The sequence below is a fragment of the Halorarius litoreus genome, from assembly GCF_024362405.1.
In the GTDB taxonomy this organism is placed as follows: Archaea; Halobacteriota; Halobacteria; order Halobacteriales; family Haloarculaceae; genus Halorarius; species Halorarius litoreus.
In genome coordinates, this window is the sequence record NZ_CP101454.1 from 1,637,785 (window position 1) to 1,661,152 (window position 23,368).

Sequence of the window (23,368 nt, forward strand, 5' to 3'; positions counted from 1 at the left end):
GGGTGGCTCGGTGGGGTCGTGCGAGCGGCTCTCATGCGAAACTCTGGCTGCCACCCGTCCCACCCGGCGGGATTCATGTTGACTTGATACGACGTCGTCTCGCGTCTGTACGTACGCAATGAGGCTTCGAACCTGGATTTCCCGCCATCAGTTCGCCAGTTTCGTCCTCGTGACGTACGTGTTCACGTGGGCGGTACACGGGGTGTTGTTCCTGCTCGACCTCCCACAGTCGTGGACGTTCTCGGTCCTCGCCGGGATCGGCGCGTACGGCCCGGTCGTCGGGGCGGCCGTCGTCGTCTGGGCCAGCGACGGTGACCTGCGAGCGTGGGTGATGCAGGCGTTCAAGTGGCGCGTCCACCCGGCGTGGTGGGCTGTGGCGCTGCTCCTCCCGGCGCTCATCATCGTGGCCGCGACGGGCGTGTTCGTCCTGCTCGGCGGCGAACTCGTCGTCACCGGGCTCGAGACGCTCGTCGTCTACCCGTTCCTGCTGCTCTACGTGCTCGTCATCGGCGGCGGGCAGGAGGAGCTCGGCTGGCGCGGCTTCGCCCAGCCCCACCTGCAGGGGCGCTACGGGGCGTTCGTCGCCGCCATCGTCATCGGGGTGGTCTGGGCGACGTGGCACGCGCCGCTGTTCCTCCTCCCAGGGGCGACCCAGAGCGGCTTCGACTTCAGCATCTATCTCGGCGGCATCCTCGCCGAGTCCGTCATCCTCGCGTGGGTGTACAACAACACCGGCGGGAGCGTCCTCCTCGCCGGGCTGTTCCACGCGGGAAACAACGTGGCGATGAACTGGTACCCGGTGAACAACGTCCTGTTCGAGAACGGGGTCCGAAACGAGGTCGTCGCCTCGCAAGGCCAGCTGGCCGCACTCGTCGCGCTGGCCGTCATCGTCGGGCTCATCGTCGCGGTCTACGGCACCCGTCGCCTCTCACACCACGAGGTACCGACGGTCTCACCGGCCCAGCGTGGGCCCCGACCCAACGTCGCCGGCAGTCGCTCCGCGGACGAACAGCTGAGTGACTGAGCCCCCTCGTTCTGGTCTCAGCACGTGAGACCCAGCGGGTCGCTATACTGACCGTGCCGACGTAGTGACGGTGGTGACTTCCGATGCAGACGTCCCGAACTCCGAACCGCCGACGGTCGGACCGCCGGCTGGCGACTGGGCTGTTCGCGCTCGCAGCGGCCCTCGCGGTGAACTCGCTGCTCGGCCCGCTCGCCGCGGGCGTGGTGACGTATCCGCTCTCCGAGACGCTCCTGAACCAGACCATCGGCCTCGAGGCGTTCACCCTCGTCGCCGTCGCCCCGCTGACCGCGCTGGCCGGCGTGCTGGTGCTTCGGGGACACGCCGTCGGGCCGGTCGTGGCGATTCCGCCGGCCGCCTACACGGTGTACATGTTCGCCCAGTACGTCGTGGGCCCGGAGTACGGGACCTACGCGCTCGTCGTGCTCCTGCACCTCGCCATCTTCGTCCTCGGGGGCGGGCTCCTCGTGGCCGCGTGGACGCGGGCCCGGCAGAGCGACCTGCCGCCGATGTCACCCCGGCGGACGCGGGCGTACAGCGTGGGGCTGCTTCTCCTCGCGGCGTTCGTCACGTCGCGGTACCTCGCCACGGCCGGCGCGTTCCTGACCGGCGGGCCGATTCCGGCGGAGTTCGTCGACGACCCCTCCATGTACTGGTCGATATTCCTCCTCGACCTCGGGGTCGTGCTGCCGGTCACGGTCGCCGTGGCGGTCGGCCTGCGACGGGGGGCGCCGTGGGCCCGGACCGCGCTCTACGGCGTCGTCGGCTGGTACGTGCTGGTCCCCATCTCGGTGGCCACGATGGGTGTCGCGATGGTGGTCAACGGCGACCCGAACGCCGCAGTCGGGCGGGTCGTCATGTTCGCCGTCGCCGCCCTGCTGTTCACCGCGTTCGCCGTCTACGCGTACCGGCCGCTGCTGGCTCCACGGACTGGCCGGCAAGCTATACGATAACGGGACGCGTACTGTACGGTGTAATGACACGCACACCGTCGGCAGAGCGTGCATCGGCCTGGAACGACCCCGACTACTGCCCGTTCTGCGGGGCCGAACTCACCGACGCTGGCGCGGGGTTCATCGACCACGTCGACGCCAACGCCGAGTGTGGCGAGCGGTTCGAGGCGTGGCTGGAGGCGATTCGCGACGACATCGGCGGTGAGTGGGGCGGCTAGTCAGAGTCGGTCGGCGAGCCCGCCGACGTCGTCCTCGTCGTCGTGGGCGGAGCCATCGCCGTCGAGGTAGGTGTCACGGACCGTCTCCGCGAGGAACCCGTCGGGGTCGAGCACGATGTAGACCGTGACGAACGGGTGGTCGGGATGCGAGAGGACGAACGTCTCGAACGGCGGCTCCGGGCCGTCGTCGGTGTCGTACGCTTCGCGGCCACCCGCTGCCCGAACGAGCAGGGGTTCGAGTGGCTTGACGCCATCTCGAAACTCCTCGAACAGGTCGCGTTGGCCGGGCTGTTCGGCGAACGTGTAGACGATACCGTTCGGCTCGCTGTCGGTGCCGTACGTCACGCGGGAGTTCATCCCCGACCCTTCCTCGACGGCGTCGTTCCAGCAGCGTTTCGCCGCCTCGAACAGCGTCTCCGTCGTGCGGATGAAGTAGAACCGCGTCGGCGCGGTGATGGTGAGGGCGGCGAAGCGTGCCTGCCCGTCGCTCCACGCCAGTTCGGCGTCGACCCGGTTGCCCGCTTCGAGGTCGGCGGCCGTCTCGGCGAGCGCGCCCTCGTAGCCCGTCGCCGGGACGTAGGTGGGGTCGCCGCTCTCGACGTCGAGCAGTAGCCACTCGTCGTCCCCGCGGGTGCTCGCGAGCACGCGGAACGTCCCCGCCGTCGTCTGCTCCATACCCTCCGTTCCGGGTGCGGAGAGAAAACTCCGGTGTTCTCGGGAGCCCCCGACAGTTCGAGGGGGCCGACCGCGCGTCCTAGGTAGCGGCCTCGATTGCCGCTTCGAGGTCGGCGAGAATCTCTGCGGGGTCTTCGAGGCCCACGGAGAGGCGCACGAGGTCGTCGGTCACGCCCGAGGACTCGCGCTCCTCCGCGGTGAGCTGCTGGTGAGTCGTGCTGGCCGGGTGAATGATGAGCGTCTTCGCGTCGCCGACGTTCGCGAGCAGGCTCGCCAGCTCCGTCGACTCGACGGTCGTCTTGGCGGCCTCGTAGCCGCCCTCGACGCCGAAGGTGATCATGCCGCCGTAGCCACCATCCAGATACTCGCTGGCAGTGTCGTGGGTGGGGTGCGACTCCAGCCCGGGATAGTTGACCCAGGCGACCTCCTCGTGGTCCTCGAGGGCTTCGGCGACGAGCATCGCGTTCTCGCAGTGGCGTTCCATCCGGAGCGGGAGCGTCTCGAGCCCCTGGATGGTCTGCCAGGCGTCGAACGGCGCCTGTTGGTTGCCGAGGTCGCGCAGCCCGCGGGCGATGGCGGCGTAGGTGAACGCGGCCTCGCCGAACGTCTCGGCGAAGTTGACGCCGTGATACGCGGGGTTGTCCTGCGCGATCTCCGAGTACTTCTCGGCGTGCTCGCTCCACGGGAACGTCCCGCCGTCGACGACGATCCCGCCGATGGTCGTGCCGGAGCCGTGGATCCACTTCGTCGTGGAGTTCCACACGAGGTCCGCCCCGTGCTCGATTGGGTTACAGAGGTACGGGGTGGCGAACGTGTTGTCGACGAACAGCGGGACGCCGTTCTCGTGGGCGATGTCCGCGACGCGCTGGATATCCGGCGTGTCGAGCGCCGGGTTCCCGATGGTCTCGAGGTGGACGTACGCGGTGTCGTCGTCGATGGCCTCGGCGTAGGCGTCGTAGTCGAGCGTGTCGACGAACTTGGTCGTGACGCCCCGACGCTCCACCGTGTGCGTGAGGTAGGTGTACGTCCCGCCGTACAGCGACGACGCGCTGACGATGTTGTCACCGGCCTCCGCGAGCAGGAAGGTGGTGAGGTCGAACGCCGCCATCCCGGAGGCCGTGGCGGCCGCGCCGACGCCACCTTCGAGCGTCGCCAGCCGCTCCTGGAGCGTCTCGAGCGTCGGGTTCATCAGCCGCGAGTAGATGTAGCCGGGCTCCTCCAGCGCGAACTGTGCGGCAGCGTCCTCGGCGTCGTCGAAGACGTACGACGAGGTCTGATACAGCGGTGGGGCGCGCGACCCCGTCGCGGGGTCGGGCTCCTGGCCGGCGTGCAGTGCGTCGGTCGCCTTCGAACGGCGGTCGGAATCTTCGGGCATACCCTGCCTGTAGTGTGGTACCGATTAGGCCTGATGGTACGACCGGGTATTACCGGTACAACTGACGCCGGGCGGCCGTCGCTCGACCGACTCGCCAGCTATTTCTTCGCCCCAGTCTCCCCCCGAGTATGTACGAGAGCGGGGCGTTCGTCGCCGAGCACATCACACCCACCGAGCCCGAACAGGTCCAGCCGAACGGCGTCGACCTCACCCTGGATGCCGTGTTCGAGCAGGTCGAGCCCGGCCGCATCGGTACCGACGGGAAGCACATCGGCGAGCGGCGCGAACTCGACGCCGACGGCGGGCGCGTTCGACTCGACGCCGGCGGCTACGTCGTCCGCTACGCCGAGACGGTCCACATCCCCGAGGACCACGTCGGCTTCATCTACCCGCGGTCGTCGCTCATGCGGAACTCCTGTATGCTGAACACGGCCGTCTGGGACGCCGGGTACGAGGGGAAAGGCGAGGGGCTCCTGCAGGTCCACCACCCTATCGAACTCGAACGCGGGGCGCGCATCGCACAAATAGTCTTCGCGGACGCCGAGCACGAGGCCACCTACGACGGGAGCTACCAGGGCGAGAACCTCTAAGCCGACACGAAGCGGGCCGTCGATATTCGGCGGTTCTTATCTATACTCGTGTCTTTGTAATAAATAGCTGCGTATAGCCTGCAGTAGCCGAAAGGGTCGCGGCCCCCGAGTCGGGACGATGGCAGGCAACGACAGGCGGAGCTTCGTGAAGGGCGTGGGCGTCGTCGGTACTGGGTTGGCGTTCACCGGGACGGCCACCGCGACGACCGTAGACGACGGGCTCGACTTGACGAGCGAGGCCGTCCAGGAGGCGCTGCTCGTCGTCGACGGCGACGTGACGGACGCTCTCTCGTCGCTCGGCGTCGACTGCTACCAGTTCGAGGTGCTCCCGCTCGTGTACGTCGAGGCCGTCGGCTCGACGCTCGAGGACGTCGCGGCGCTCGACCGTGTCGTCAGCGTCGAGGCCAACGAGGAACTGGAGTGGTTCAACGACGACGCCCGCGAGGTGACCGGCGTGAACGCGACCGACCCCGCCTACAGCGGGTCGAACGCCCACGTCGCGGTCATCGACTCGGGGGCGGACCCCCTCCACCCGGACCTCGACATCCAGACGAACTACCAGTGGGTCGGCAACCCCCTCGGGTCGCCGACGCTGTTTTCCCCCGCGCCAGTGGACACCGACGAGATCGGCCACGGGACGCACTGTTCCGGGACCATCGCCGGCACGGGCGCGCAGTCCGACGGCCAGTACAAGGGGATGGCGCCCGACGCCACCCTGACGGTCTACTCGACGAGCGCGACGGTCTCGGTGCTGAAGGCCGCCGCGGCCTACGACCACCTGCTCGCGAACCACGCCGACGCGGTCGACATAGTCTCGAACTCCTACGGCGCGGCGAGCGCCGACGACTTCGACCCGTCGCTGGCGATCAACGTCGCGACGGACGCCGCGACGGACGCCGGCCTCCTCTCCGTGTTCGCCGCCGGCAACTCCGGGCCGGGGTACGACACCCTCAACGACTACGCGAAGGCGCCGTGGGTGCTCGGCATCGGCGCAACCAACGACGCCGGAAGCGTTACGGGGTTCTCCTCGCGTGGGCGACCGAACGGCACCCACGACCGCTCGCAGGCGCTCTCGAACGGGACGGGGCTCTACCGCCCCGGCATCGTCGCGCCCGGCGCCTCTATCGTCTCGACGATGGGGCCGACCGACCCCCTCCAGGCGACCGACAACGGCGACGGCGAGTCGCTCACGTCGCCGTACTACGCCGCCATCTCGGGTACGTCGATGGCGACGCCGTGTGTCTCGGGCATCGCCGCTCGGATGTACGACGCCGCTCGGCAGAACGGCCAGTCCATCGCCCCGCTCAACGTCATCGCGACGTTCGAGGACACCGCCGACGGCTCGTACGCGCCGGCGAGCGGGGGCCGTGGCTTCGTCGACGCGGACGCGGCGGTCTCGCGGGCCGCGAGCGGCACCCTCTCGTCGCTCTGAGTCGGCCGTCGTTTCACCGAATTTACGTGTGTCACGCGTTCTTTGGACAGGTTTGTCACAAACCCGTTTAGTGGGTGGACCAGCGTCCAGGTATGGAGTTCGACCGCAGAACGTTCGTCCAGGGGGCGGGGGCAGCGACGGCCGCCGCCGCGATTCCGGGCACCGCCGCGGCGACCCCGCCGACCGCGAAGGTGGATCGTTCACTCGACACCGACGACGGCCCACAGGAGGTCATCGTCGTCTTCGAGTCGAACGACGCCGTCGACGCGCTCGACCGGTTCGACCTGGTGAAGGGCTACCACAAGTTCGCCGTGCTGCCGATGGGCTACACGGTCGCGACGGGCGACCAGATCGAGCGCATCGCGGCGCTCCAGTCGGTCCGGCGCGTCGAGGCGAACGCGGAACTCGACTACTACAACGAGGACGCACGCGCCGTGACGGGCGCGGAGGCCATCCAGTCCAACCTCGACGAGACGGGCGACGCGGCGCACGTCGTCGTCATCGACTCCGGTATCAGCGCGCTCCACCCCGACCACCAGCAGAACCTCAAGCACAACTACAAGTACACGAACCCGCTCGACCGCGAGACGATGTGGGTCGACGTTGGCAACAACGCGGACACCGACGACAACGGCCACGGGACGCACGTCTCGGGCTCGATTGCGGGTGACGGCACCCAGAGCGGTGGCGCACAGCGCGGCATGGCCCCCGAGGCCAGCCTCACCGTCTACTCGACAGGGGTGACGCTCGCGGTGGTCAACTCCATCGGCGCGTTCGACCACATGCTGGATAACCACACGCCCGAGACGGCGGCGAGTCCGGACGAGATCGCGCACATCGTCTCGAACTCCTACGGGCCGACGAGCGGCAACGACGCCGACTTCAACCCGAACTCCGCCATCAACGTCGCGGCGTACGAGGCGTTCGAGGCCGGCATCCTCCCGGCGTTCGCGGCGGGCAACTCCGGGCCGGGAACGAACACGCTCTCGAACTACTCGAAGGCGCCGTATATCCTCGGCGTCGCGGCGACGACCGACGAGAAGGTCGTGACCGACTTCTCCTCGCGCGGGCGCCCGACGAGCTACGACGGTGAGACGAACTACGACCGCCAGCAGGCGATGCAGAACTTCCTCGACTTGCGGGCGGCCCAGGACGCCACGCCAAAGGACACCACATCGACCGGGCAGACGCCGACCGCCAGCGGGACGGCGGGCGGGGCGGCCGTCGTCGGCCTGAACCAGACCGGCCCGCAGTTCACCATCGAGTCGTTCTCCGGCGACTTCACGCCGGACCGCTACGAGCTCACGGCGACGCTGACGTGGGAGCCCTCGACGGAAGAGGCCGGCGCACAGGCGAACACGGCCGAGCTCGCGCTGCTCGACGGCCAGGGCAACGAGGTCGACTCGACGGGGAACAACGGCGCGGCGACGCCCGAAGAGAACGCGGTGACGCTGACGACGACCGTCGACGAGGGCGCCGTCTACCAGTACCAGGTCACCGGCTGGCGCGGTGCCGTCCAGTGGGAGGTCTCGGGCGAGGTGTTCGCCATCGACGCCGCCGACTCGACCGCAGACCCGTCGGGACCGTACGGCATCTACCGGCCGGGCGTCGGAGCGCCGGGTAACCTCGTCCTCTCGACGATGAGTCCGAACGACCCGCTCCAGGAGACCGACACCGGCGTCGAGAACAGCGCGATGCCGTACTATGCGGCGATCTCGGGCACGTCGATGGCGACGCCCGTCACCTCGGGCATCGCGGCGCTCATCTACTCGGCGTACAGCAAGCAGTACGGCGAGGGGCCCGACCCGATGACCGTCATCGAGGCACTGGAGTCGACCGCGGCGTTCATCGAGGTGAAGGACCACACGACGTACAACATCGGGAAGGGGTTCGTCGACGCCGAGGCGGCGCTCGAGACCGCACTCGGCGGGGGCCAGCAGACGGCGTCGGCCCCGACCGCCGACGCGTTCTCCGCGCGTGACACCAACCCGAACGACCAGAGTGCGACCATCGAGGCGGACTACACCGTGAGCGACGCGGGCGCCGACCTCGACACGGTGACGGTCGACCTCGAGGGCACCGACGGTGCGAGTCAGACCCGGACGGTCGACGTCGCCGGCGAGTCGGCCAGCGGCACCGTCAGCTTCGACCGCATCACGCGTGCGGGCGGCGAGACGTACGAACTGACGCTGACCGTCATCGACGGCTCGGGTCGGACCGCCACGGCGACGGACTCGGTCGCCGTCGACCAGCGAGGCAACGGTGGGCGCCGGACCGCTGCGTACCGCATGGACTGAGCTCCCCGGACACACCTCCGTTTCGTCTCGAACCGACGCCCGATGCCCATGTAGAACCGTTATCGTTTGACACAGTTGTCACAACGGTTTAATACAGGTTTCGAACCGAGTACATAACTGTTCCGCCTCGGGAAGAAACTGTTGCCATGAGCCCGCTCGTGGCCGTTCTCGCCGCGAACTTAAACCACCAGATATGGCCGTCAGAACGGCTATGCGGGGGCAGTCGAAACGAAGAGTCGACCAACGGATGGTCGGGCTTTGAATGACACGCGCACGCACACAGAGTGTCGCGGTGCTGGCGGTGGTCCTCGCCATCTGCACGCTCGCTGCCGCGCCGGTCGCGGTGGCTGCGCCCGGCGACTCGACGAGCGGAACGACCATCGGTGACCAGCTCGGCGGCAGTGGGGATAGCTCGGACGGGTCGACCGCCGAGTCGGACGATTCGACCGACGACTCCGGCGAGACGACGGACGAACAGCGCGACGACCAGCAGTCGACGGACGGCGTCTCGGGGGAGGACGACACGTCGACAGACGGTTCGACCGACGAGTCCGACGACTCGGCCGAGAGCGACGACTCCTGGGGCGACGAGGAGTCGTCCGACCGCGCCGAGCCGATCGAGGCGGTTGGCTCGAACGGCACCGACGCCACCGCGTCCGTGTCGCTCACGGCGGAGGTGACCGAGGAACTGGCCACCGAGACCGGGGACGGACTCGAGGCCGTCACGGCCGCCGACCTCGCTGACGCCACGCAGTCGGGGGCCGTGGTCCCGGCGCTCGACGCCGAGACGTTCGGGGCGACGACCGTCTCCGGAACCACCTCGACCGCCACGAGCACTGTCGGTGGGAGTACCGACGCGCTGTTCGGCGACGCGTCGACCCTGCTCGGCACGCACGAACAGACCACATCCACTGACGTCGCCCGGGTCGAGGCACCGGTCGCCCAGCTCGCCAGCGCACCGAGCGCCCAGTCGTTCGACGGGCCGAGCACGAACCGCGTCGGCGTCGGTGGCGCCACGACCGGCTCGACGCCGCTCCCACCGGGGCCGACGACCGGTCTCGCGCTCGGGCTCGGGGCCATCGCCGCCGCGGGGGTCGGCCGGTCCAGCCTGCTCGCCCCGGCGTCGCTCGCGAACCTGGGGTCCGCACTCACCGCCGGCCTCGCGCCAGTCGCCGGGCGGACGGGGCTGTTCGACCGGCTCGTCCGGATGCTCGCGCCGTTCCGCTACTCGCGGTACGACGACTCCGATCCACTCGAACACGAGGCACGCGCCGACGTGTACGACGTGGTCAACGACGCGCCCGGCGCGTACCTCTCGGAGGTCGCCGACGAGGCCGGCCTCCCGCTGTCGACGGCCCGCCACCACATCCGCGTCCTCGAACGCGAGGACCTCGTCTCCGGGGCGAAGGTCCGTGGAAAGCGCCGCTTCTACCCGGCGTACACGCAGGGCATCGAGCTCGCCGCCGCGCTCAACGACGAGGCCACGGCCGCCGTCATCGACGCCGTCTCTCGACTGGGCGCGTCGTCGGTGAGCGACCTCGCGGACGAACTCGGGCGTGACCCCTCGACCGTGAGCCACCACCTCAAGCGCCTGGCCGAAGACGACATCATCGTCCGCGAGCGCGACGGTCGCGCCGTCATGAACAAGCTCTCCGCGGAGGCCCGGACCACGCTCGAACCCGGTCGTGACTCCCCCGCCGCGGAGGCCGGCGAGGCGCTCGCGTCCGACTGACGCCATCTCGTTTCCCTCCCTCGTCACTTCGTCTCCCACCGCCACGAGCGCAACCGCTATTCGTGAGTCGTCCCTCTCGGTCAGCCATGGGTCATCGCACGTCGCCGACCTCACCGTCGGCGAGACCATCGACTGCGGGACGACGACGGTCACCGCCGAGGAGATCGTCGCGTTCGCCGAACGGTACGACCCGCTCGGCATCCACACCGACCCCGATGCCGCCGCGGCCTCGCCGTTCGGCGGACTCGTCGCCAGCGGCATCCACACCTTCGCGCTCACCCAGCCGCCGGTCGTCGAACACTTCTACCGGGATTCGGAGCTGATTGCCGCGGGCCACCTAGAGGAGGTGCGCCTCCCTGCCCCCGTCCGGCCGGGCGACACGCTCGCCGTCTCGCTCGAGGTCGTGGACACGCGCATGTCGGCGAGTAACCCTCGGCGTGGTGTCGTCACGACCCACCGCACCGCGACGGTCGACGACGAGACGGTGTTCTCGCTGCGCAACCACACCGTCTGGGAGCGGTGAGGGGTCTGCTCGTCCGCTTCGTCCGGGTCGTCGTTCCCGCCCGTACGAGACGGGGCGTGCGGTGAAAGCTCGCCGTACCTCGGGATACGTACCCGTTTCTGCAGCTTTGTGGCCGGTAGAATCCCACGTAGTGACGTGAACGATTGTCTAGTCTTTTGGTTCGATTCGGCGTATAGGTGTGAGTCTATGAGTTACACGACCGACTACGACACGTCACAGACCGACTCACGGGTACCGATCATCGGCGGGGCCATCATCGCCGTCCTCGGCCTTTTGGCGATGGTGTTCCCGTTCGTCACGGGCGTCTCGCTCTCGCTTCTGCTGGGTGGCGTTCTCGTCGTCGGGGCGCTCGTCCACGTCGCCCACGCGTTCTCTCCGGAGAGCTTCTGGGGTGCCGTGTGGCAAGTGGTTCTGGCGATCGTCTACGGGTTCGCGGGCATCTCGCTGCTGGCGAACCCCGTCATCGGGCTGACGACGCTGACGCTCCTGGCCATCGCGTACCTCCTGGTCAACGGCGTGGTGATGGTCGGCTGGTCCCTCGTCGGCCGCGGGAACGACGGCTGGATCTGGCTGCTCGCCAGCGGCGTCCTGTCGGTGCTGCTCGCCGGCGGCCTCTTGATCGGCTTCCCGTCCACGGCGCTGTGGGCGGTCGGTCTCCTGTTCGGCGTGAACCTGCTCGTGACCGGTGTCACCCTGGTTATGATCGGGATGCGGGCCCGGCGGTCGACCACCGAACGCGTCGTCGCGGGCGAGGGTCAGCAGGGCGTCTGACCAGCCGCCACCGGCGCGGTAGGGGCGGCTGACTGCCGATAGGCAACTACAAACAATACCGTAACTTTCCGTATCGGCGTTCCTATGACTTCGAGTGACGTGAGCGCACCGTCAGCGTCGCAGCCGGCGAGCGACGCGAGCTGGCTGGAGTACTGGGGTGCGGCGATCGCGGTCAGTCTGGCCATGTTCATCGCGGTCATCGACTCGACGCTGATGAACGTCGCCATCCCTGCCATCGTTGCCGACCTCGACACGACTGTCACCGTCGTGCAGGGGGCGATCACGTTCTACGCGCTGGTGATGGCGGCGTTGATTCTTCCCGGGGGGCGGCTCCCCTCGCTGTACGGCGTCCGGCGCATGATGACGGTCACGCTGGTCGTGTACGGCGTCGGGACGCTGTTGGCAGCGGTGAGCTGGAACGCGACCGTTCTGTACGTCGGCTGGTCGGTCATCGAGGGGGCCGCCGCGGCCGTGTTGCTCCCGCTGACGTTCACCGTCCTCATCGTCGGCTACGAGGGGCGTGACCGGGCCAAGGCGCTCGGCATCCTCGCGGGGGTCAACGCCGCCGGTGCAGCTATCGGCCCACTGCTGGGCGGGGCGCTGACGACGTTCGCGAGCTGGCGGTGGGGGTTCGCCCTGGAGGCAGTCGTGGTCCTCGTCGCGCTGCTGTTCGTGCGGTACCTCCCGGCCGGTACCACGAGCGGGCCGCGAGAGCGGTTCGACCTCGGCGGGACGGTGCTCTCGGTCGTCGCCATGACCGTCCTCGTCGCCGGGATTCTGCTGGCGGGGCGATACGGCTGGCTGCTCCCCCGCCGACCGTTCGTCGTCGCGGGCGTCACCCTCGATTTGTTCGGCACGTCACCGACGGTCTGGCTCGTGGGCGCCGGGCTCCTCGTGTTCGCCGCGTTCATCCAGTACGAGCGGCGGGTCGAGCGCGCCGGTGGGTCGCCGCTCGTTCCGATGGGGGTGCTGGCGAACGCCGGGTTCACGGGCGGTGTCGTGACCAACGCCGTCCGGTCGGTCGTGCTCGCCGGCTTCCTCTTCATCGTCCCGGTGTTCCTCCAGTCCGGTGCCGGGTTCACCGCGTTCCAGACCGGGCTGGCGTTGCTCCCCTTCTCGGTGGCGACGTTCGTCGGCTCGATCTTCACGACCGGCTGGCGGGCGCGCGTCCAGCCGCGGACGCTCATCCAGGTCGGGACGGTCCTGATGGGTCTCGGCACGGTGTCGCTGGCGAGTCGGACGAGCCTCGACGTCACCGTCGTCGAACTGGTGCTCCCGATGACGCTGTTCGGACTCGGCCTCGGACTGATTATGGCACAGCTCCTCGACTTGACGCTCTCGTCGGTCGACGAGGCGGACTCGTCGGCGGCCTCGGGCGTGTTGAACGCGACGGCGATGCTCGGCTACTCCTTCGGGACCGCGGTCGTGGGGGCGTTCCTCCTCTCGCGGTTCTACGGTGGGGTGGTCGACGGCGTGCTGTCCGCGAGCGGGACGACGGTTTCGGCGGACCGCCGTGAGGCGCTCGTCGTCGCGCTCCAGGACGCCGCCGAAACGGCGACCCGAGAGACACAGCAGGCGCTGCTCGCGCAGCTCTCGCCCGCCGAGCAGGACCTGGTGCGCGGCGTGCTCGATGCCGCCATCGTCGAGGCACAGACTGCGTCGGTCCTGCTCCTGGCGCTGCTCGTGCTCGTCGTCCTCCTCTCCACGGTGTTCCTTCCGGACGCCCAGCCGAGTAGTCCGCCCGACGCGAGCTACGACACGACTGAGGCACCAGCCAGTGGCGGCGACGACCCGTCGGGTGGCGACTGAGCCACGACCTCTGGTGACTCCTGACTGACACCGTCACGCACGGTGTGTAACGGTCGGCTTACTCGTCGCTGTACTCGCGGCACGTCGCTCGTGACGCTCCATAACTAAGGAGAATCTGACGTAGTTGCGCGTGCATGAGCTCGTTAGTAGTGCTTGCGTTCAAGAACATGACCGACGCGGAGGAAATGCGCGAGAAGCTGTACGACTTCCAGCGGCGGGAGTTGATTACACTGGAAGACGCCGCCGTCGTCGTCCGCAAGAAGAACGGGAAGACGAAGATCAAACAGGCACACAGCCTCGTCGGCTCCGGCGCCCTCGGCGGCGCGTTCTGGGGGATGCTCATCGGCCTCCTCTTCTTCGCGCCGTGGCTCGGCCTCATCGCAGGCGCTGCTGGTGGTGTGCTCGCCGGGAAACTCGGTGACATCGGTATCGACGACTCGTTCATCAAGGAGGTGAGCGAGACCATCGAGCCCGGCCACTCCGCGCTGTTCCTGCTCGCCCGCGACGCCCAACTGGAGCGCATCGAGGAGGAACTGTCGGACATGGAGTTCACCATCATCGAGACCAACCTCTCGCCCGAGGACGAGACGAAACTCCGCGAGACGTTCGCGGCCGAGGAGATCGCCGGGTGATCGGACCTGACCGTCTGAACCTAAACCTGAACCACGGCCACCGTGGCCGGCATCCCGTTCTTTACCCACCGACCGACATCGACGAGCTGACGGTGACACCGCGACCCGAGGCCAGCACCCCGTCGGGTGGCATCGCTGCCAGCCGCGAGACCGTCTCGTCGTCCGAGGACACCTGCGCTTCGATGAAGCCGACGCGGACGACCACGTCACGACCCAGCTCTTCGGTCAGCCCGTCGTCGAACTGCTGGGCGATGTCAGGGGGGATTTCGAGATCGCGTGGGACACCAACGAGCACGTCTACCCGCGGCTGGTTGCCCACCAGCAGGTCCAGCGGCTCGTAGTCGACGGTCACGGAGACGAGCTCGACCCCTTCGATGTCCGCCTCCTCGAACACCTGCTGGAGTTCGGCCTGCGTCCGTTGTTCGAACGACTGGGCCTCGAAGGTTAGCCACGTGACTCCGGCGAGCAGGATGGAGAGCACGGCGATGCTGATGGCGATGACGACGAGCCGAGAGACGAACGACGCCCTGACGGTCTCGAACGTCCCGGCGTCGAGCGGTTTGAACCCTGCCCAGTAGAACAGGAGGAGCGCCGAGAGGTTGATGGCGAGCAGGTTCACGACGACGAGGACGGCTCCCGCGATGGCCACCAGCGGGAGGCCGAACGCGATGCCGAGCCCCGAGGTAGCCGCCGGCGGGACGAGCGCGACCGCGATGGCCACGCCCACGAGCGTCGACCCCGAGCCTCGCATGATGCTGATGGCGCCGGCGATGCCCGAACCGAGCGCGAGGAACAGCGACAGCAGGTTCGGGCTCGTCCGTTCGCTGACCTGTGGGATCGACTGGATATCGAGCCCCGGCGGGAGGAGGACCGTCTGTTTGAGCACCCACCCCAGCACGGCGCCGGTCGCGATGGCGGCGACGAGCCCGATGACCTGGAGCCGGACGCCTCTCGCAGCCATCTCCCGGTCGCCGAGGATGGTCCCGACGCTCGCCGAGACGGCCGGACCCATCAGCGGCGCGACGACCATCGCGCCGATGATGGTCGCCGCGGAGTCGAGGAGCAGCCCCGTCGTCGCGATGACGGTACTCAGAAGCAGCATCGCGAAGAACGTGGAGTTCGCGGGCGCGAGGTCCTGGGCTCTCGCGTACAGTTCCTCACGCGAGATTCGAAGCCCGGGGAACCGCTCGATGAGTGCGGCGAGCCGCTGTGAGACGACCGTCTCGGTCGGAACGACGATGGTGTACGCGTCCTCGCGGATGCCGGCGGCGGCCAGGTCTTCCAGGATGGGCTCGACGCCGCTCGGCGGCACCGGGAACTGGACCATCGCCTCGAAATCCCCGCGCCCGACCTCGTCGAAGACGGCGTAGTCGACACCTTCGTCGTCGAGGGCTTCGAGGACGCTCGCTCGATTCCCCTCCGGAATCAGCACCTGAACTAGGCGCATCGGATGTCTCCGGGACGTCGGGTCCAGACGCAGTCAGCCGGGCGTTCCCGCCTCGCTGTCGCACACTGGGGCGTTCTAGCGAGTGCAACGCGGGCGTCGTGAGACTCAGGAGTTAGGCCCATAGATGCCGTGTGAATGACTAGCCATCCGAATAAGTATCCAGTCACTTTCAGAACCCATTCGGAAGACAGCCGTACCGTACCGGCAGTAAGCTTCCTACAAGCGCAGTATGCGCCCTACAGCCCCAGCAGGGTGTGGGCGCCGAGGCTTCTCAGTCTCGCTCCGTGTGCGTCGGCCCGTCCGTGTCGGAGATGTGAATCGCGACCGGCGGGTCCGTAGCGGGTCGCCCTCCCACCGCGACGGCGGCCGGCTCGTCGGGCATCGTGTCGCCGATCACCTGTTCGATATCGCGTTCGAGTCCGGCCTCGTCGGTCTCGCCATCGAGGTAGCGGGCGGTCACGTCTTCGAGCGGGTCCGGGCGACTCGCGGTCTCCACGAGCCACTGGTCGACGCGCCGTCTCGCCCAGAGGATGCTATAGAGCACGATCCCCGCGACCAGGAGCCCGTACAGGCCGAAGAGGGTGACGACGAGTGCGTTGGCGCCGCCGAACACCGTGAGAGAAAGCAGTCCGAACACCCCCAGTACGGCGAGGAACACGAGCGTCAGGACGCTCAGGACCAGCACGGCGACGGCCGCGGCCCCGAACGCCACCGCCCTGGCGACAGACAGGGTACGCGGGCGTCCAATCTCGGTAGCCATGCTCGCCAGAGAGGTCGTACGCCTGTATATCCCTGCGTGTCCGCGAGCACAGAGTGACTCGCACCCGACGTGCATCCGGCGGCGAGACCGCTCCTGTCGGCCGGCAATCGGTGAGGATGTACGTCGTATCCGGCCCTAGTCGAGCGCAACGCCGTGTGGCTGGACCGCGCTCGACGCCCACCGCGGCCGTCGCCCGCGCGGACTCAGGCGAGCGTCGCTCGGAGGTCGGTCGAGGAGATCAGTCCGACGATGTCGCGGTCGCCGTCGCGGACCGGGAGGTGGTTGAAGCCGAAGTTCTCCATCATCGCCGCAGCCTCGCCCAGCCGGAGGTCGGCGCTGACCGACTCGACGGGTGCGGTCATCACGTCGCCGACGGTCACGTCGTCCGGGTCGTCGCCCGCCGCGAGGCTGTCGAGGACGTCCGTGCTCGTGACGATGCCCGTCTCGCTGCCCGTGACGAGCAGCGAGTTGATGTTGTTCTCGCGCATCTGCGCGGCGGCGGCTCTGACTGTCGCGGACGGCGAGACGGTCTCGACGGGGCTCGTCATCACGTCACCGACGCGCGTCTGAGTGGGGTCGCTCATACCTTCTTTCGGGACGCTCCAGGGTTTGGTTCTTCCCATCGCCACACTTCTCGCGGTCCGGGCAGGCGACGGCCACCCGCAAGAATCGATTTATCGGTTCACGTCCCACTGCGTCCATGGTTTCCGCTGTGGAGTTCGAGGCTCGCGAGACGGACCGGCTCAAGGCATTCAGCGACGGCGTGATCGCCATCGTCATCACACTCCTCGTGCTCGAAATCACGGTTCCCGAACTCCCGCCGGGCGCGGCGGTCACTACCCTTCCCGGCGTCGTCTTCGAGCAGTGGCCGGAGTTCTTCGGGTTCACGCTCAGCTTCCTGGTCGTCGGGCTGTACTGGACGCTTCACCGCCGGGTGTTCCTCTACATCGACCGGCACAGCAAGGGCGTGCTCTGGTTGAACCTCGTCTTCCTGCTGTTCGTCGCGTTCATCCCGTACGCCGTCTCCATGTTCACTACCTACTTCACCACGTTCGGTGTCGTCTTCTACGCCCTCGTGCAGGCGGTCACCGGCCTCTCGCTCATGGTGCTGTGGGCCTACTCGATGCGCAAGAGCCTGTTCAGGGACGGCCTCCCGACCCACATCGCACAGGTGCAGGGACTCAGATTCCTCGCGACGCCCGTGATCTTCTTCGTCTCCATCCCGCTCGCGATCGTCGCCCCGCTTTTCGGGGTCCTGAGCTGGCTGCTGGTGCTCCCCGTGAACGCCGCCTTCGAGTCACGGCTCGCCAGCGACCTCGGCGACCGGCCGATCGAGGTCGGGGGCGAGTAGGTCAGTTTCGACGCCAGTGGAGGAGCCACGGGTGAGGTGGTGTCCGGGTCGTTCTCTGAGCGACTGGGTGAAGAGAGGGAATCTGAAAAACGCGACGACGGCTCAGTTGCTGGTGTTGGTCGACGGGAGCTGGGGGATCAGCCACGAGAGGAACGCGTCGGGGCTCCGCGTCTGCGTCCAGACCTTCCCGTCACCGCTGAACTCACAGACCAGCCCCTCACCGCTGAACAGCGTCGACTTCATGCCCCCCACGCGCCGAACGTCGAAGCTGACGCCGTCCTCGAACGCGACGATGTGGCCGGTGTCGACGGTGAACGTCTCGCCCGCCGAGACGGTGTGCTCGTCGATGGCGCCGTAGCTGGAGATGAACGCGTCGCCGCTCCCGGTGAGCTTCAACAGGAACAGCCCCTCGCCGCCGAAGAACGTCTTCCCGCCGCCGAACTTCGTGTCCACGTCGATGCTGGGTTCGGAGGCGATGAAGGAGGTCGACTGGACGTACAGCGTCTCGTCCTGGAGGTGGTGGTGCTGGACGTCACCCGACAGCGCCGGCGCGAGCTGGAGCGTGCTCGGCTTCGTCGCGGTGAACGTGTTCATGAAGAACGACTCGCCGCCGAGGACGGACCGCGAGAGCGACTTCAGCAGGCCTCCTTCGGCCTTCGTCTCGATCTCGATGCCCTCGGAGTAGCTCACCATCGAGCCCGCCTCCGCGCGAACTGACTCGCCCTCGGCGAGTGTGAGCGAGAGCTGGGCGTACGATGGCTTGTGGGTTATCTCGTGGTCCATGGTCTCTCTTGATTGAGTTGACATATATCCTTACCGGCGCGCCGCTCCGGCCGGTGACAACGCAGCGCCCGGGGAGGGAGCCGAGCGCGACCAACTGCGGCGCGACCACGTCTGACGCGCCTCACCTTCGGCTCTCGTCCGCCCCGTCTCATCCGTAGGTCGCGTCGAGCCACGCTTCCCACGTCGGCGAGTCGGTGGCGTATTCGGGGCAGGTCGCTTTCCCGTCACGGAAGGCCCCGACCGTCCGGCCGGGAATCGGCAGGCGGACGATGGGTCGCCACCGACCCCTCGCCTCGCGGTACGCCCGTGCTAACTCGCCTAGGCGCCGAACCTCGGGCCCGCCGATGGGGTCGAGCCGCCCGCTCGGCTCCGGCGTCGCGTGCTCGGCGAGCCGGTCGGCGACCACGTCGACGTCGACCGGCTGGAGCTGCATCCGCGTCGGGAGCGGCCAGACCGGCAGCCGGCCGACGGTCTCCAGTATCTCGTGGACGAACTGGTGGAACTGGGTCGACCGGAGCACCGTCGACGGCACCTCGCTTTCTTCGACGGCCCGCTCGGCGGCCAGCTTGTGCTCGTAGTAGGAGTACGGGATGTCCTCCATGCCGACGATGGAGATGTAGACGACGTTCGCGACGCCGGCGTCGGCCGCCACGTCGAGCAGTCGGTTCGTCCCGTCCACGTCGACTGCCTCGGTGTCACCGAGCGGCGAACTGGCCGTGTGGACGACGACGTCGACGTCCGCGACGGCCGCGCGAAGTCCATCGCCCGTCGTCAGGTCCATCCGCGACCACGTCACCTCGTCGTCCGTCGGTGGCGACCGACTCGCCGCTCGCACGTCGTGGCCCCGCGCCTGCAGCCGCGGGAGCAGTGCCTGGCCGAGCGTTCCCGTCCCGCCAGTGACGAGCGTCGTGACGGAGCTGCTCATGTCACTCGCTCCGTTCCGGCGCGCCGAAACCCTTGTGCCGGTCGTGCATCCGAATGCTGTCGCGCTCCCATCGCGCTACCGTTTGTGAACCGTGGCCTCGATGGGCTCGGCGGGCTGGAGGGTGACGCCCGGCGTCGGCCGGCGACTTCGCACGATGCGCCACCCAGCCGGTGACGGCAGCCTCGGATCCGCTGCCGCGGGCATCGTCGGGGCGAACGCGGTGCGGCTCGGTACGCACCTTTAGGGTACCCCGATTCGAATTCGTCTCCCGTGTCCGACGAGAACATCGCGATACTCAGAGAGTCAATCGAGAAGCACAACGACCCCGAGCGCCGGGACCAGTATCTCGACGACTACAGCGAGGAGCTCACGCTCCACGGGGCGAACGCCGAGAGCTTCGAGGAACTCCGGGCGTTCTATCACGCGGTCTGGGAGGCGATTCCGGACCTCGAAGTGACGATCGAACGGGCGATCACCGACGGCGACGAGGTCGCCGTCCGCTACTCGTGGGCGGGGACGCACGCGGCGACCGGTGAGGAGGTGTCACTCGACAGCGGGCTCACGTGGTATCGGTTCGAGGACGGCGAGATCGTCGAGCGCTGGGTCGCCTCGGGAACCGGTGGGGCCATCCGCGACATCATCGAGCCGTAGCCCGGTCGACGAGCGGCTGTGTGAATCGCCGACGGTGGGGGTGAGTGACTCCCACAGCGACCCGAAACGACAACCCTCTTCGGGCCTGACCGAGTAGTCAGGATATCGCGCCCCGCGTCCCCAATCCGGTTCGCCTCGTCGTCCTCGCCGTCGGGCTGCTGCTGGCTCGACTCGGCATCGTCGACGAGCGACGCGTTCGCCGGACGACCGACCTCGCGTGGCCGCGGGTCGTCACCGGCATCGCCCGGATGTCGAAGAACGCCGTCGACGTGGCGATGGTCGGCATCGCCGTCGGCTCGGCGGGCATCGCGGGCGTCGGCTTCGCCGGCCCGTACTGGGGGCTCGCGTTCGCGCTCGGTGGGGGACTCGCTGCCGGCACCATCGCGCTCGTCTCTCAGCACTACGGCGCCGAGGAGGAGGGCGCCGGACAGGCCGTCCGCTCGTCCGTGCTCGTCGTCGTCGCGGTCACCCTTCCGCTCGTCGCCGGTCTCGCCGTGTTCGCCGAGCCGCTCATCGGCCTCGTGAGCGGCAACGCGGCAGCGGTCACGGTGGGTGCGGACTACCTCCGCGTCGTGGCGTTCGGGGTGCCGTTCGCCGCGCTGAACCTCGTCGGCTCGCGCGTCTTCATCGGCGTCGACGACGCGTGGACGCCGATGGCCGTCCGCGGCGGCGGCGCGGTGCTCAACATCGGGCTCAACGCCGTGTTCATCTTCGGGTTCGACATGGGTGCGGTCGGTGCCGCGACCGGGACGGTGCTCTCGAACGCGGCCGCGACGACGGTGTTCGCCGTCGGGCTCTCGCGTGGGCAGCTTCCCGGCATCGGCGACCTCCCGATTCAGGTCGACTTCACCGGGGCGTATCTCGATCTCGACGTCGCGCGCGACATCGCCGAAATCGGCACACCCGTCGTCGGCCGCTCGATGGTCTGGACCGTCGCGGAGTTCCCCATGCTCGCCATCGTCGACGCGTTCGGCGTCCACGTCGTCGCGGCGTACGTCGTCGCCCGCCGCATCTGGGGCATCATGAACACGCCCGGCTGGGGCTTCGGCCTCGCGTCCTCGTCGCTCGTCGGGCAGTCGCTCGGCGCTGGGGAGGAACAGGAGGCGGAGGCGTACGGCGAGGACGTGATTCGCCACGCGGTCGGCGTCTACGTGGTCTCGTCGATTCTCGTCGCCGTCTTCGCCGAGCGAATCGTCGTCACGTTCATCGGCTCGGCGACGGACCCGGCCGTTCCCGTCGCGATCACGCTCGTCTACGCGGCCTGCGTCGCGGTCATCGCGCAGGGCGTCTCCGGGGCGGCGGCCGGCCCGCTTGACGCCAGCGGCGACACGCGGTGGCCCTTCCTCGCGCAGGCCGCCGGGATGTTCGGCTGCTCGATTCCCCTCGCGTATCTCGGCGCGACCACGCCACTCGGGCTGTGGGGACTGTATCTCGCCTTCGCCGCCGAGACCGGGATTCCCGCGGCGCTCAACTACTACCGGTTCCGTACCGGGACGTGGAAGGCGGTCGGGCGGCAGTATCGCCCCGGGCAGCCGGCGGACGACTGAGTGGGCGCTGGCGGTTCGGGATGACCGACGCTCGACGCGAATCGTCTCGACCGCGCCACGCAACCGACGGGTTCATACGCGGTCATCCACTCGACCTTCACGTAGTAATCTAATACTCAGGTTTCAATTCCTGGGGGCCTGGTTCTTTCGACAATTTCCAGGCCTGTTACTGCACTCAACCATACTGAGCCGATGGCTCGGCCGTTCTCAGAGGGACTACACGGCGAGCGACTGCTCTCCTGTCAACGCCCCCTGCTCGACCCGACGCCGAATCTGGTTACTCGTCGCTTCGCAACGTTGCCGCGATAGCTTCGAGGTCGGCTTTTCGGAATGGACTGTCCGAGCCCGCCTCGTCCGCAAGCTCGTCGACCGCCTGCCGGATGTCGGCGCGCATCCGGGCTTTCGAGGGGAACCGCTGCTGGTCGATTTCGGCGCCGACGGCCTCACAGATGGCGGCGAGCGCTTCCTTCGTGAATGCGGTCGACTCGACGCGTTCGTAGCGCCCGACGGCGAGGCGAATCTCGTTTCGGAGTTCGTCGACGGTAGGTGACACATCCGTGGTGGTCGGGGATGGGGTGTGTAGGTTCCGATTCCCTGGCTGTCCAGGTCGGTGTCGAGGGAACGACCTTCGGGACGCCCCGACTCAACGTTCCAACTCGGAGGGATATTTAACATCCAACACTTCGACAGGCGGGGTATATGGACGAGAAGCGGGTCGTCGTTGCGCTCTTCGGGCTGGCTGTCGCGGTCGTCGTCGGCCTGCTCGCCGTCGAGTTCGTCGCGGCGCTGACGGTGTCGATATTCCTCTACTACTCGACGCGTCGCTACTACAAGTTCCTCCAGCGGTTCCGGCTTCCCGCACGGATCCGCGCCGGAATCGTCATCGCCTCACTGGTCGTCCCCCTGCTCCTGCTCATCAGCTACACGCTCGTCCTGCTCGTCATCGAGGCGCGGCAGTTCGTCAACGACTCCGCCGTCATCGACGTCGCCGCCGAGAGCGCGCCGTGGCTCGGTGGCATCGAGACGATTCCCGAGTTCACCGTCCAGGGCATGTACCAGGCGTATCAGGCGGGTGAACTGGACGTGTTCATCCAGTTCGCCTCCGAGCACGCTACCTTCCTGACGAACCTGATCTCGGGGTTCTTCCTCAACACCTTCATCGTCGTTATCGTCACCTACTACCTGCTCGTCGACGGCGCCCGGCTCCGGTCGTGGCTGCTCCGGTTCGACGACGACGCCATCATCCGCGAGTATCTCGAAGCCGTCGACAGCGAACTCGAGGCCGTGCTGTTCGGCAACCTCCTGAACGTCATCGCGACGGCGCTCATCGCCATCACCGTCTACCACGGCTACAACGCCGTCGCCCCGGCGCAGGCCGCGGTCCCGTATCCGACGCTCGCGGGCGCGCTCACCGGCGTCGCGAGCCTGATTCCGGTCGTCGGCATGAAGATCGTCTACCTGCCGCTCACCGTCATCGCCGCGGTGCCGATACTGCTCAGTGCCAACCAGACTCTGCTCGTGTACGTCGCGGGGTTCCTCGTCGGCGCCGTGGTCGTCGTGGACACGATTCCCGACCTCGTCCTCCGGCCGCTGCTCAGCGGCGACACCACCCACGTCGGGCTGTTGATGCTCGCGTACACGCTGGGGCCGGTCGTGTTGGGGTTCTACGGCCTCTTTTTCGCGCCCATCGTGCTCGTCGTGGCGCTGACGTTCGCCAACACCGCGCTCCCCCGGCTCCTCGGCGCCGAACCCGAGGAGGGTATCCACCGCGACCAGCTCCGGCTCGACCACTTCTGACGACGACGGGTTCAATGCGGTCGGCGTGGGCGAGAGTCGCGCAGTCGCTGACGGTCTGTGGCTCGTCGCCTCGCTCGGT

Annotated in this window: 23 protein-coding genes; 15 read left to right on the plus strand and 8 right to left on the minus strand. The window is 68.1% G+C overall.

Annotated features, from left to right (window positions below; genetic code table 11):
• The first annotated feature begins 118 nt into the window (after window positions 1-118).
• From NL126_RS08370 to NL126_RS08380, 3 genes are all read left to right on the plus strand, one after another.
• On the plus strand, window positions 119-1,024 hold the full coding sequence (locus NL126_RS08370; RefSeq protein ID WP_255198472.1) for a CPBP family intramembrane glutamic endopeptidase: 906 nt from the start codon (window positions 119-121) through the stop codon (window positions 1,022-1,024).
• Between the two features lie 83 nt (window positions 1,025-1,107).
• Window positions 1,108-1,974 carry a hypothetical protein gene (locus NL126_RS08375; protein ID WP_255198473.1) on the plus strand — a complete coding sequence of 289 codons (867 nt, stop codon included), beginning with the start codon at window positions 1,108-1,110 and terminating at the stop codon, window positions 1,972-1,974.
• A gap of 23 nt (window positions 1,975-1,997) precedes the next feature.
• Window positions 1,998-2,192, plus strand: coding sequence for a DUF7501 family protein (locus tag NL126_RS08380; RefSeq protein WP_255198474.1), 195 nt, complete (start codon window positions 1,998-2,000; stop codon window positions 2,190-2,192).
• On the opposite strand, the gene NL126_RS08385 is transcribed toward NL126_RS08380, so the two are convergent.
• Both NL126_RS08385 and NL126_RS08390 read right to left on the minus strand, forming a co-directional pair.
• Window positions 2,193-2,867, minus strand: coding sequence for a DUF6663 family protein (locus NL126_RS08385; RefSeq protein ID WP_255198475.1), 675 nt, complete (start codon window positions 2,865-2,867; stop codon window positions 2,193-2,195).
• A gap of 79 nt (window positions 2,868-2,946) precedes the next feature.
• Complete coding sequence (locus NL126_RS08390) at window positions 2,947-4,242, minus strand: O-acetylhomoserine aminocarboxypropyltransferase/cysteine synthase family protein (protein WP_255198476.1); 1,296 nt, start codon at window positions 4,240-4,242, stop codon at window positions 2,947-2,949.
• A 128-nt stretch (window positions 4,243-4,370) separates the two neighbouring features.
• On the opposite strand from NL126_RS08390, the gene NL126_RS08395 reads away from it, so the two are divergent.
• The 8 genes from NL126_RS08395 to NL126_RS08430 all read left to right on the plus strand — a co-directional run bounded on the left by NL126_RS08395 (window position 4,371) and on the right by NL126_RS08430 (window position 14,028).
• Entirely contained in the window at window positions 4,371-4,832 is a 462-nt protein-coding gene (locus tag NL126_RS08395) for a deoxyuridine 5'-triphosphate nucleotidohydrolase (protein ID WP_255198477.1), read from the plus strand.
• A gap of 118 nt (window positions 4,833-4,950) precedes the next feature.
• Window positions 4,951-6,264 carry a S8 family serine peptidase gene (locus NL126_RS08400; RefSeq protein ID WP_255198478.1) on the plus strand — a complete coding sequence of 438 codons (1,314 nt, stop codon included), beginning with the start codon at window positions 4,951-4,953 and terminating at the stop codon, window positions 6,262-6,264.
• Between the two features lie 92 nt (window positions 6,265-6,356).
• Entirely contained in the window at window positions 6,357-8,561 is a 2,205-nt protein-coding gene (locus NL126_RS08405; protein WP_255198479.1) for a S8 family serine peptidase, read from the plus strand.
• A gap of 262 nt (window positions 8,562-8,823) precedes the next feature.
• A complete protein-coding gene (locus tag NL126_RS08410; protein WP_255198480.1) occupies window positions 8,824-10,293 on the plus strand; it encodes a winged helix-turn-helix transcriptional regulator in 1,470 nt (489 codons plus the stop codon).
• Window positions 10,247-10,816: a MaoC/PaaZ C-terminal domain-containing protein gene (locus NL126_RS08415; protein ID WP_255198481.1), complete on the plus strand. Its 570-nt coding sequence runs from the start codon at window positions 10,247-10,249 to the stop codon at window positions 10,814-10,816. The genes NL126_RS08410 and NL126_RS08415 overlap by 47 nt, the downstream gene beginning before the upstream one ends.
• A 186-nt stretch (window positions 10,817-11,002) precedes the next feature.
• Window positions 11,003-11,587, plus strand: a complete 585-nt coding sequence (locus NL126_RS08420; RefSeq protein ID WP_255198482.1) for an HdeD family acid-resistance protein — start codon at window positions 11,003-11,005, stop codon at window positions 11,585-11,587.
• An 84-nt stretch (window positions 11,588-11,671) separates the two neighbouring features.
• Window positions 11,672-13,396, plus strand: coding sequence for an MFS transporter (locus tag NL126_RS08425; RefSeq protein WP_255198483.1), 1,725 nt, complete (start codon window positions 11,672-11,674; stop codon window positions 13,394-13,396).
• A gap of 167 nt (window positions 13,397-13,563) precedes the next feature.
• Window positions 13,564-14,028 (plus strand): DUF1269 domain-containing protein, encoded by a 465-nt coding sequence (locus NL126_RS08430; protein WP_350355495.1) that lies wholly within the window; start codon window positions 13,564-13,566, stop codon window positions 14,026-14,028.
• Between the two features lie 61 nt (window positions 14,029-14,089).
• Here the strand turns inward: NL126_RS08430 and NL126_RS08435 are convergent, their stop codons facing one another.
• From NL126_RS08435 to NL126_RS08445, 3 genes are all read right to left on the minus strand, one after another.
• A complete protein-coding gene (locus tag NL126_RS08435; RefSeq protein WP_255198485.1) occupies window positions 14,090-15,475 on the minus strand; it encodes a TIGR00341 family protein in 1,386 nt (461 codons plus the stop codon).
• Between the two features lie 271 nt (window positions 15,476-15,746).
• Window positions 15,747-16,235: a hypothetical protein gene (locus NL126_RS08440; protein WP_255198486.1), complete on the minus strand. Its 489-nt coding sequence runs from the start codon at window positions 16,233-16,235 to the stop codon at window positions 15,747-15,749.
• Between the two features lie 203 nt (window positions 16,236-16,438).
• A complete protein-coding gene (locus tag NL126_RS08445) occupies window positions 16,439-16,819 on the minus strand; it encodes a CBS domain-containing protein (protein WP_255198487.1) in 381 nt (126 codons plus the stop codon).
• A gap of 116 nt (window positions 16,820-16,935) precedes the next feature.
• Here NL126_RS08445 and NL126_RS08450 point away from each other — a divergent pair, with 116 nt between their 5' ends.
• On the plus strand, window positions 16,936-17,586 hold the full coding sequence (locus NL126_RS08450) for a TMEM175 family protein (RefSeq protein WP_255198488.1): 651 nt from the start codon (window positions 16,936-16,938) through the stop codon (window positions 17,584-17,586).
• Window positions 17,587-17,688: 102 nt separating this feature from the next.
• Here NL126_RS08450 and NL126_RS08455 read toward each other — a convergent pair whose 3' ends face one another.
• Both NL126_RS08455 and NL126_RS08460 read right to left on the minus strand, forming a co-directional pair.
• The gene (locus NL126_RS08455; RefSeq protein WP_255198489.1) at window positions 17,689-18,369 is read right to left on the minus strand and encodes a TIGR00266 family protein; all 681 of its coding nucleotides are present in this window, start codon (window positions 18,367-18,369) and stop codon (window positions 17,689-17,691) included.
• Window positions 18,370-18,517: 148 nt separating this feature from the next.
• Window positions 18,518-19,294 carry an SDR family oxidoreductase gene (locus NL126_RS08460; protein WP_255198490.1) on the minus strand — a complete coding sequence of 259 codons (777 nt, stop codon included), beginning with the start codon at window positions 19,292-19,294 and terminating at the stop codon, window positions 18,518-18,520.
• Window positions 19,295-19,564: 270 nt separating this feature from the next.
• Between NL126_RS08460 and NL126_RS08465 the strand changes: the two genes are divergently transcribed.
• Together NL126_RS08465 and NL126_RS08470 are read left to right on the plus strand one after the other, a co-directional pair.
• Window positions 19,565-19,945, plus strand: a complete 381-nt coding sequence (locus NL126_RS08465; protein WP_255198491.1) for an ester cyclase — start codon at window positions 19,565-19,567, stop codon at window positions 19,943-19,945.
• A 104-nt stretch (window positions 19,946-20,049) separates the two neighbouring features.
• Window positions 20,050-21,492 (plus strand): MATE family efflux transporter, encoded by a 1,443-nt coding sequence (locus tag NL126_RS08470; protein ID WP_350355496.1) that lies wholly within the window; start codon window positions 20,050-20,052, stop codon window positions 21,490-21,492.
• Window positions 21,493-21,769: 277 nt separating this feature from the next.
• Here the strand turns inward: NL126_RS08470 and NL126_RS08475 are convergent, their stop codons facing one another.
• A complete protein-coding gene (locus NL126_RS08475) occupies window positions 21,770-22,045 on the minus strand; it encodes a hypothetical protein (protein WP_255198492.1) in 276 nt (91 codons plus the stop codon).
• Between the two features lie 146 nt (window positions 22,046-22,191).
• Between NL126_RS08475 and NL126_RS08480 the strand changes: the two genes are divergently transcribed.
• Window positions 22,192-23,289 (plus strand): AI-2E family transporter, encoded by a 1,098-nt coding sequence (locus tag NL126_RS08480; RefSeq protein WP_255198493.1) that lies wholly within the window; start codon window positions 22,192-22,194, stop codon window positions 23,287-23,289.
• The last annotated feature ends 79 nt before the right edge of the window (window positions 23,290-23,368 follow it).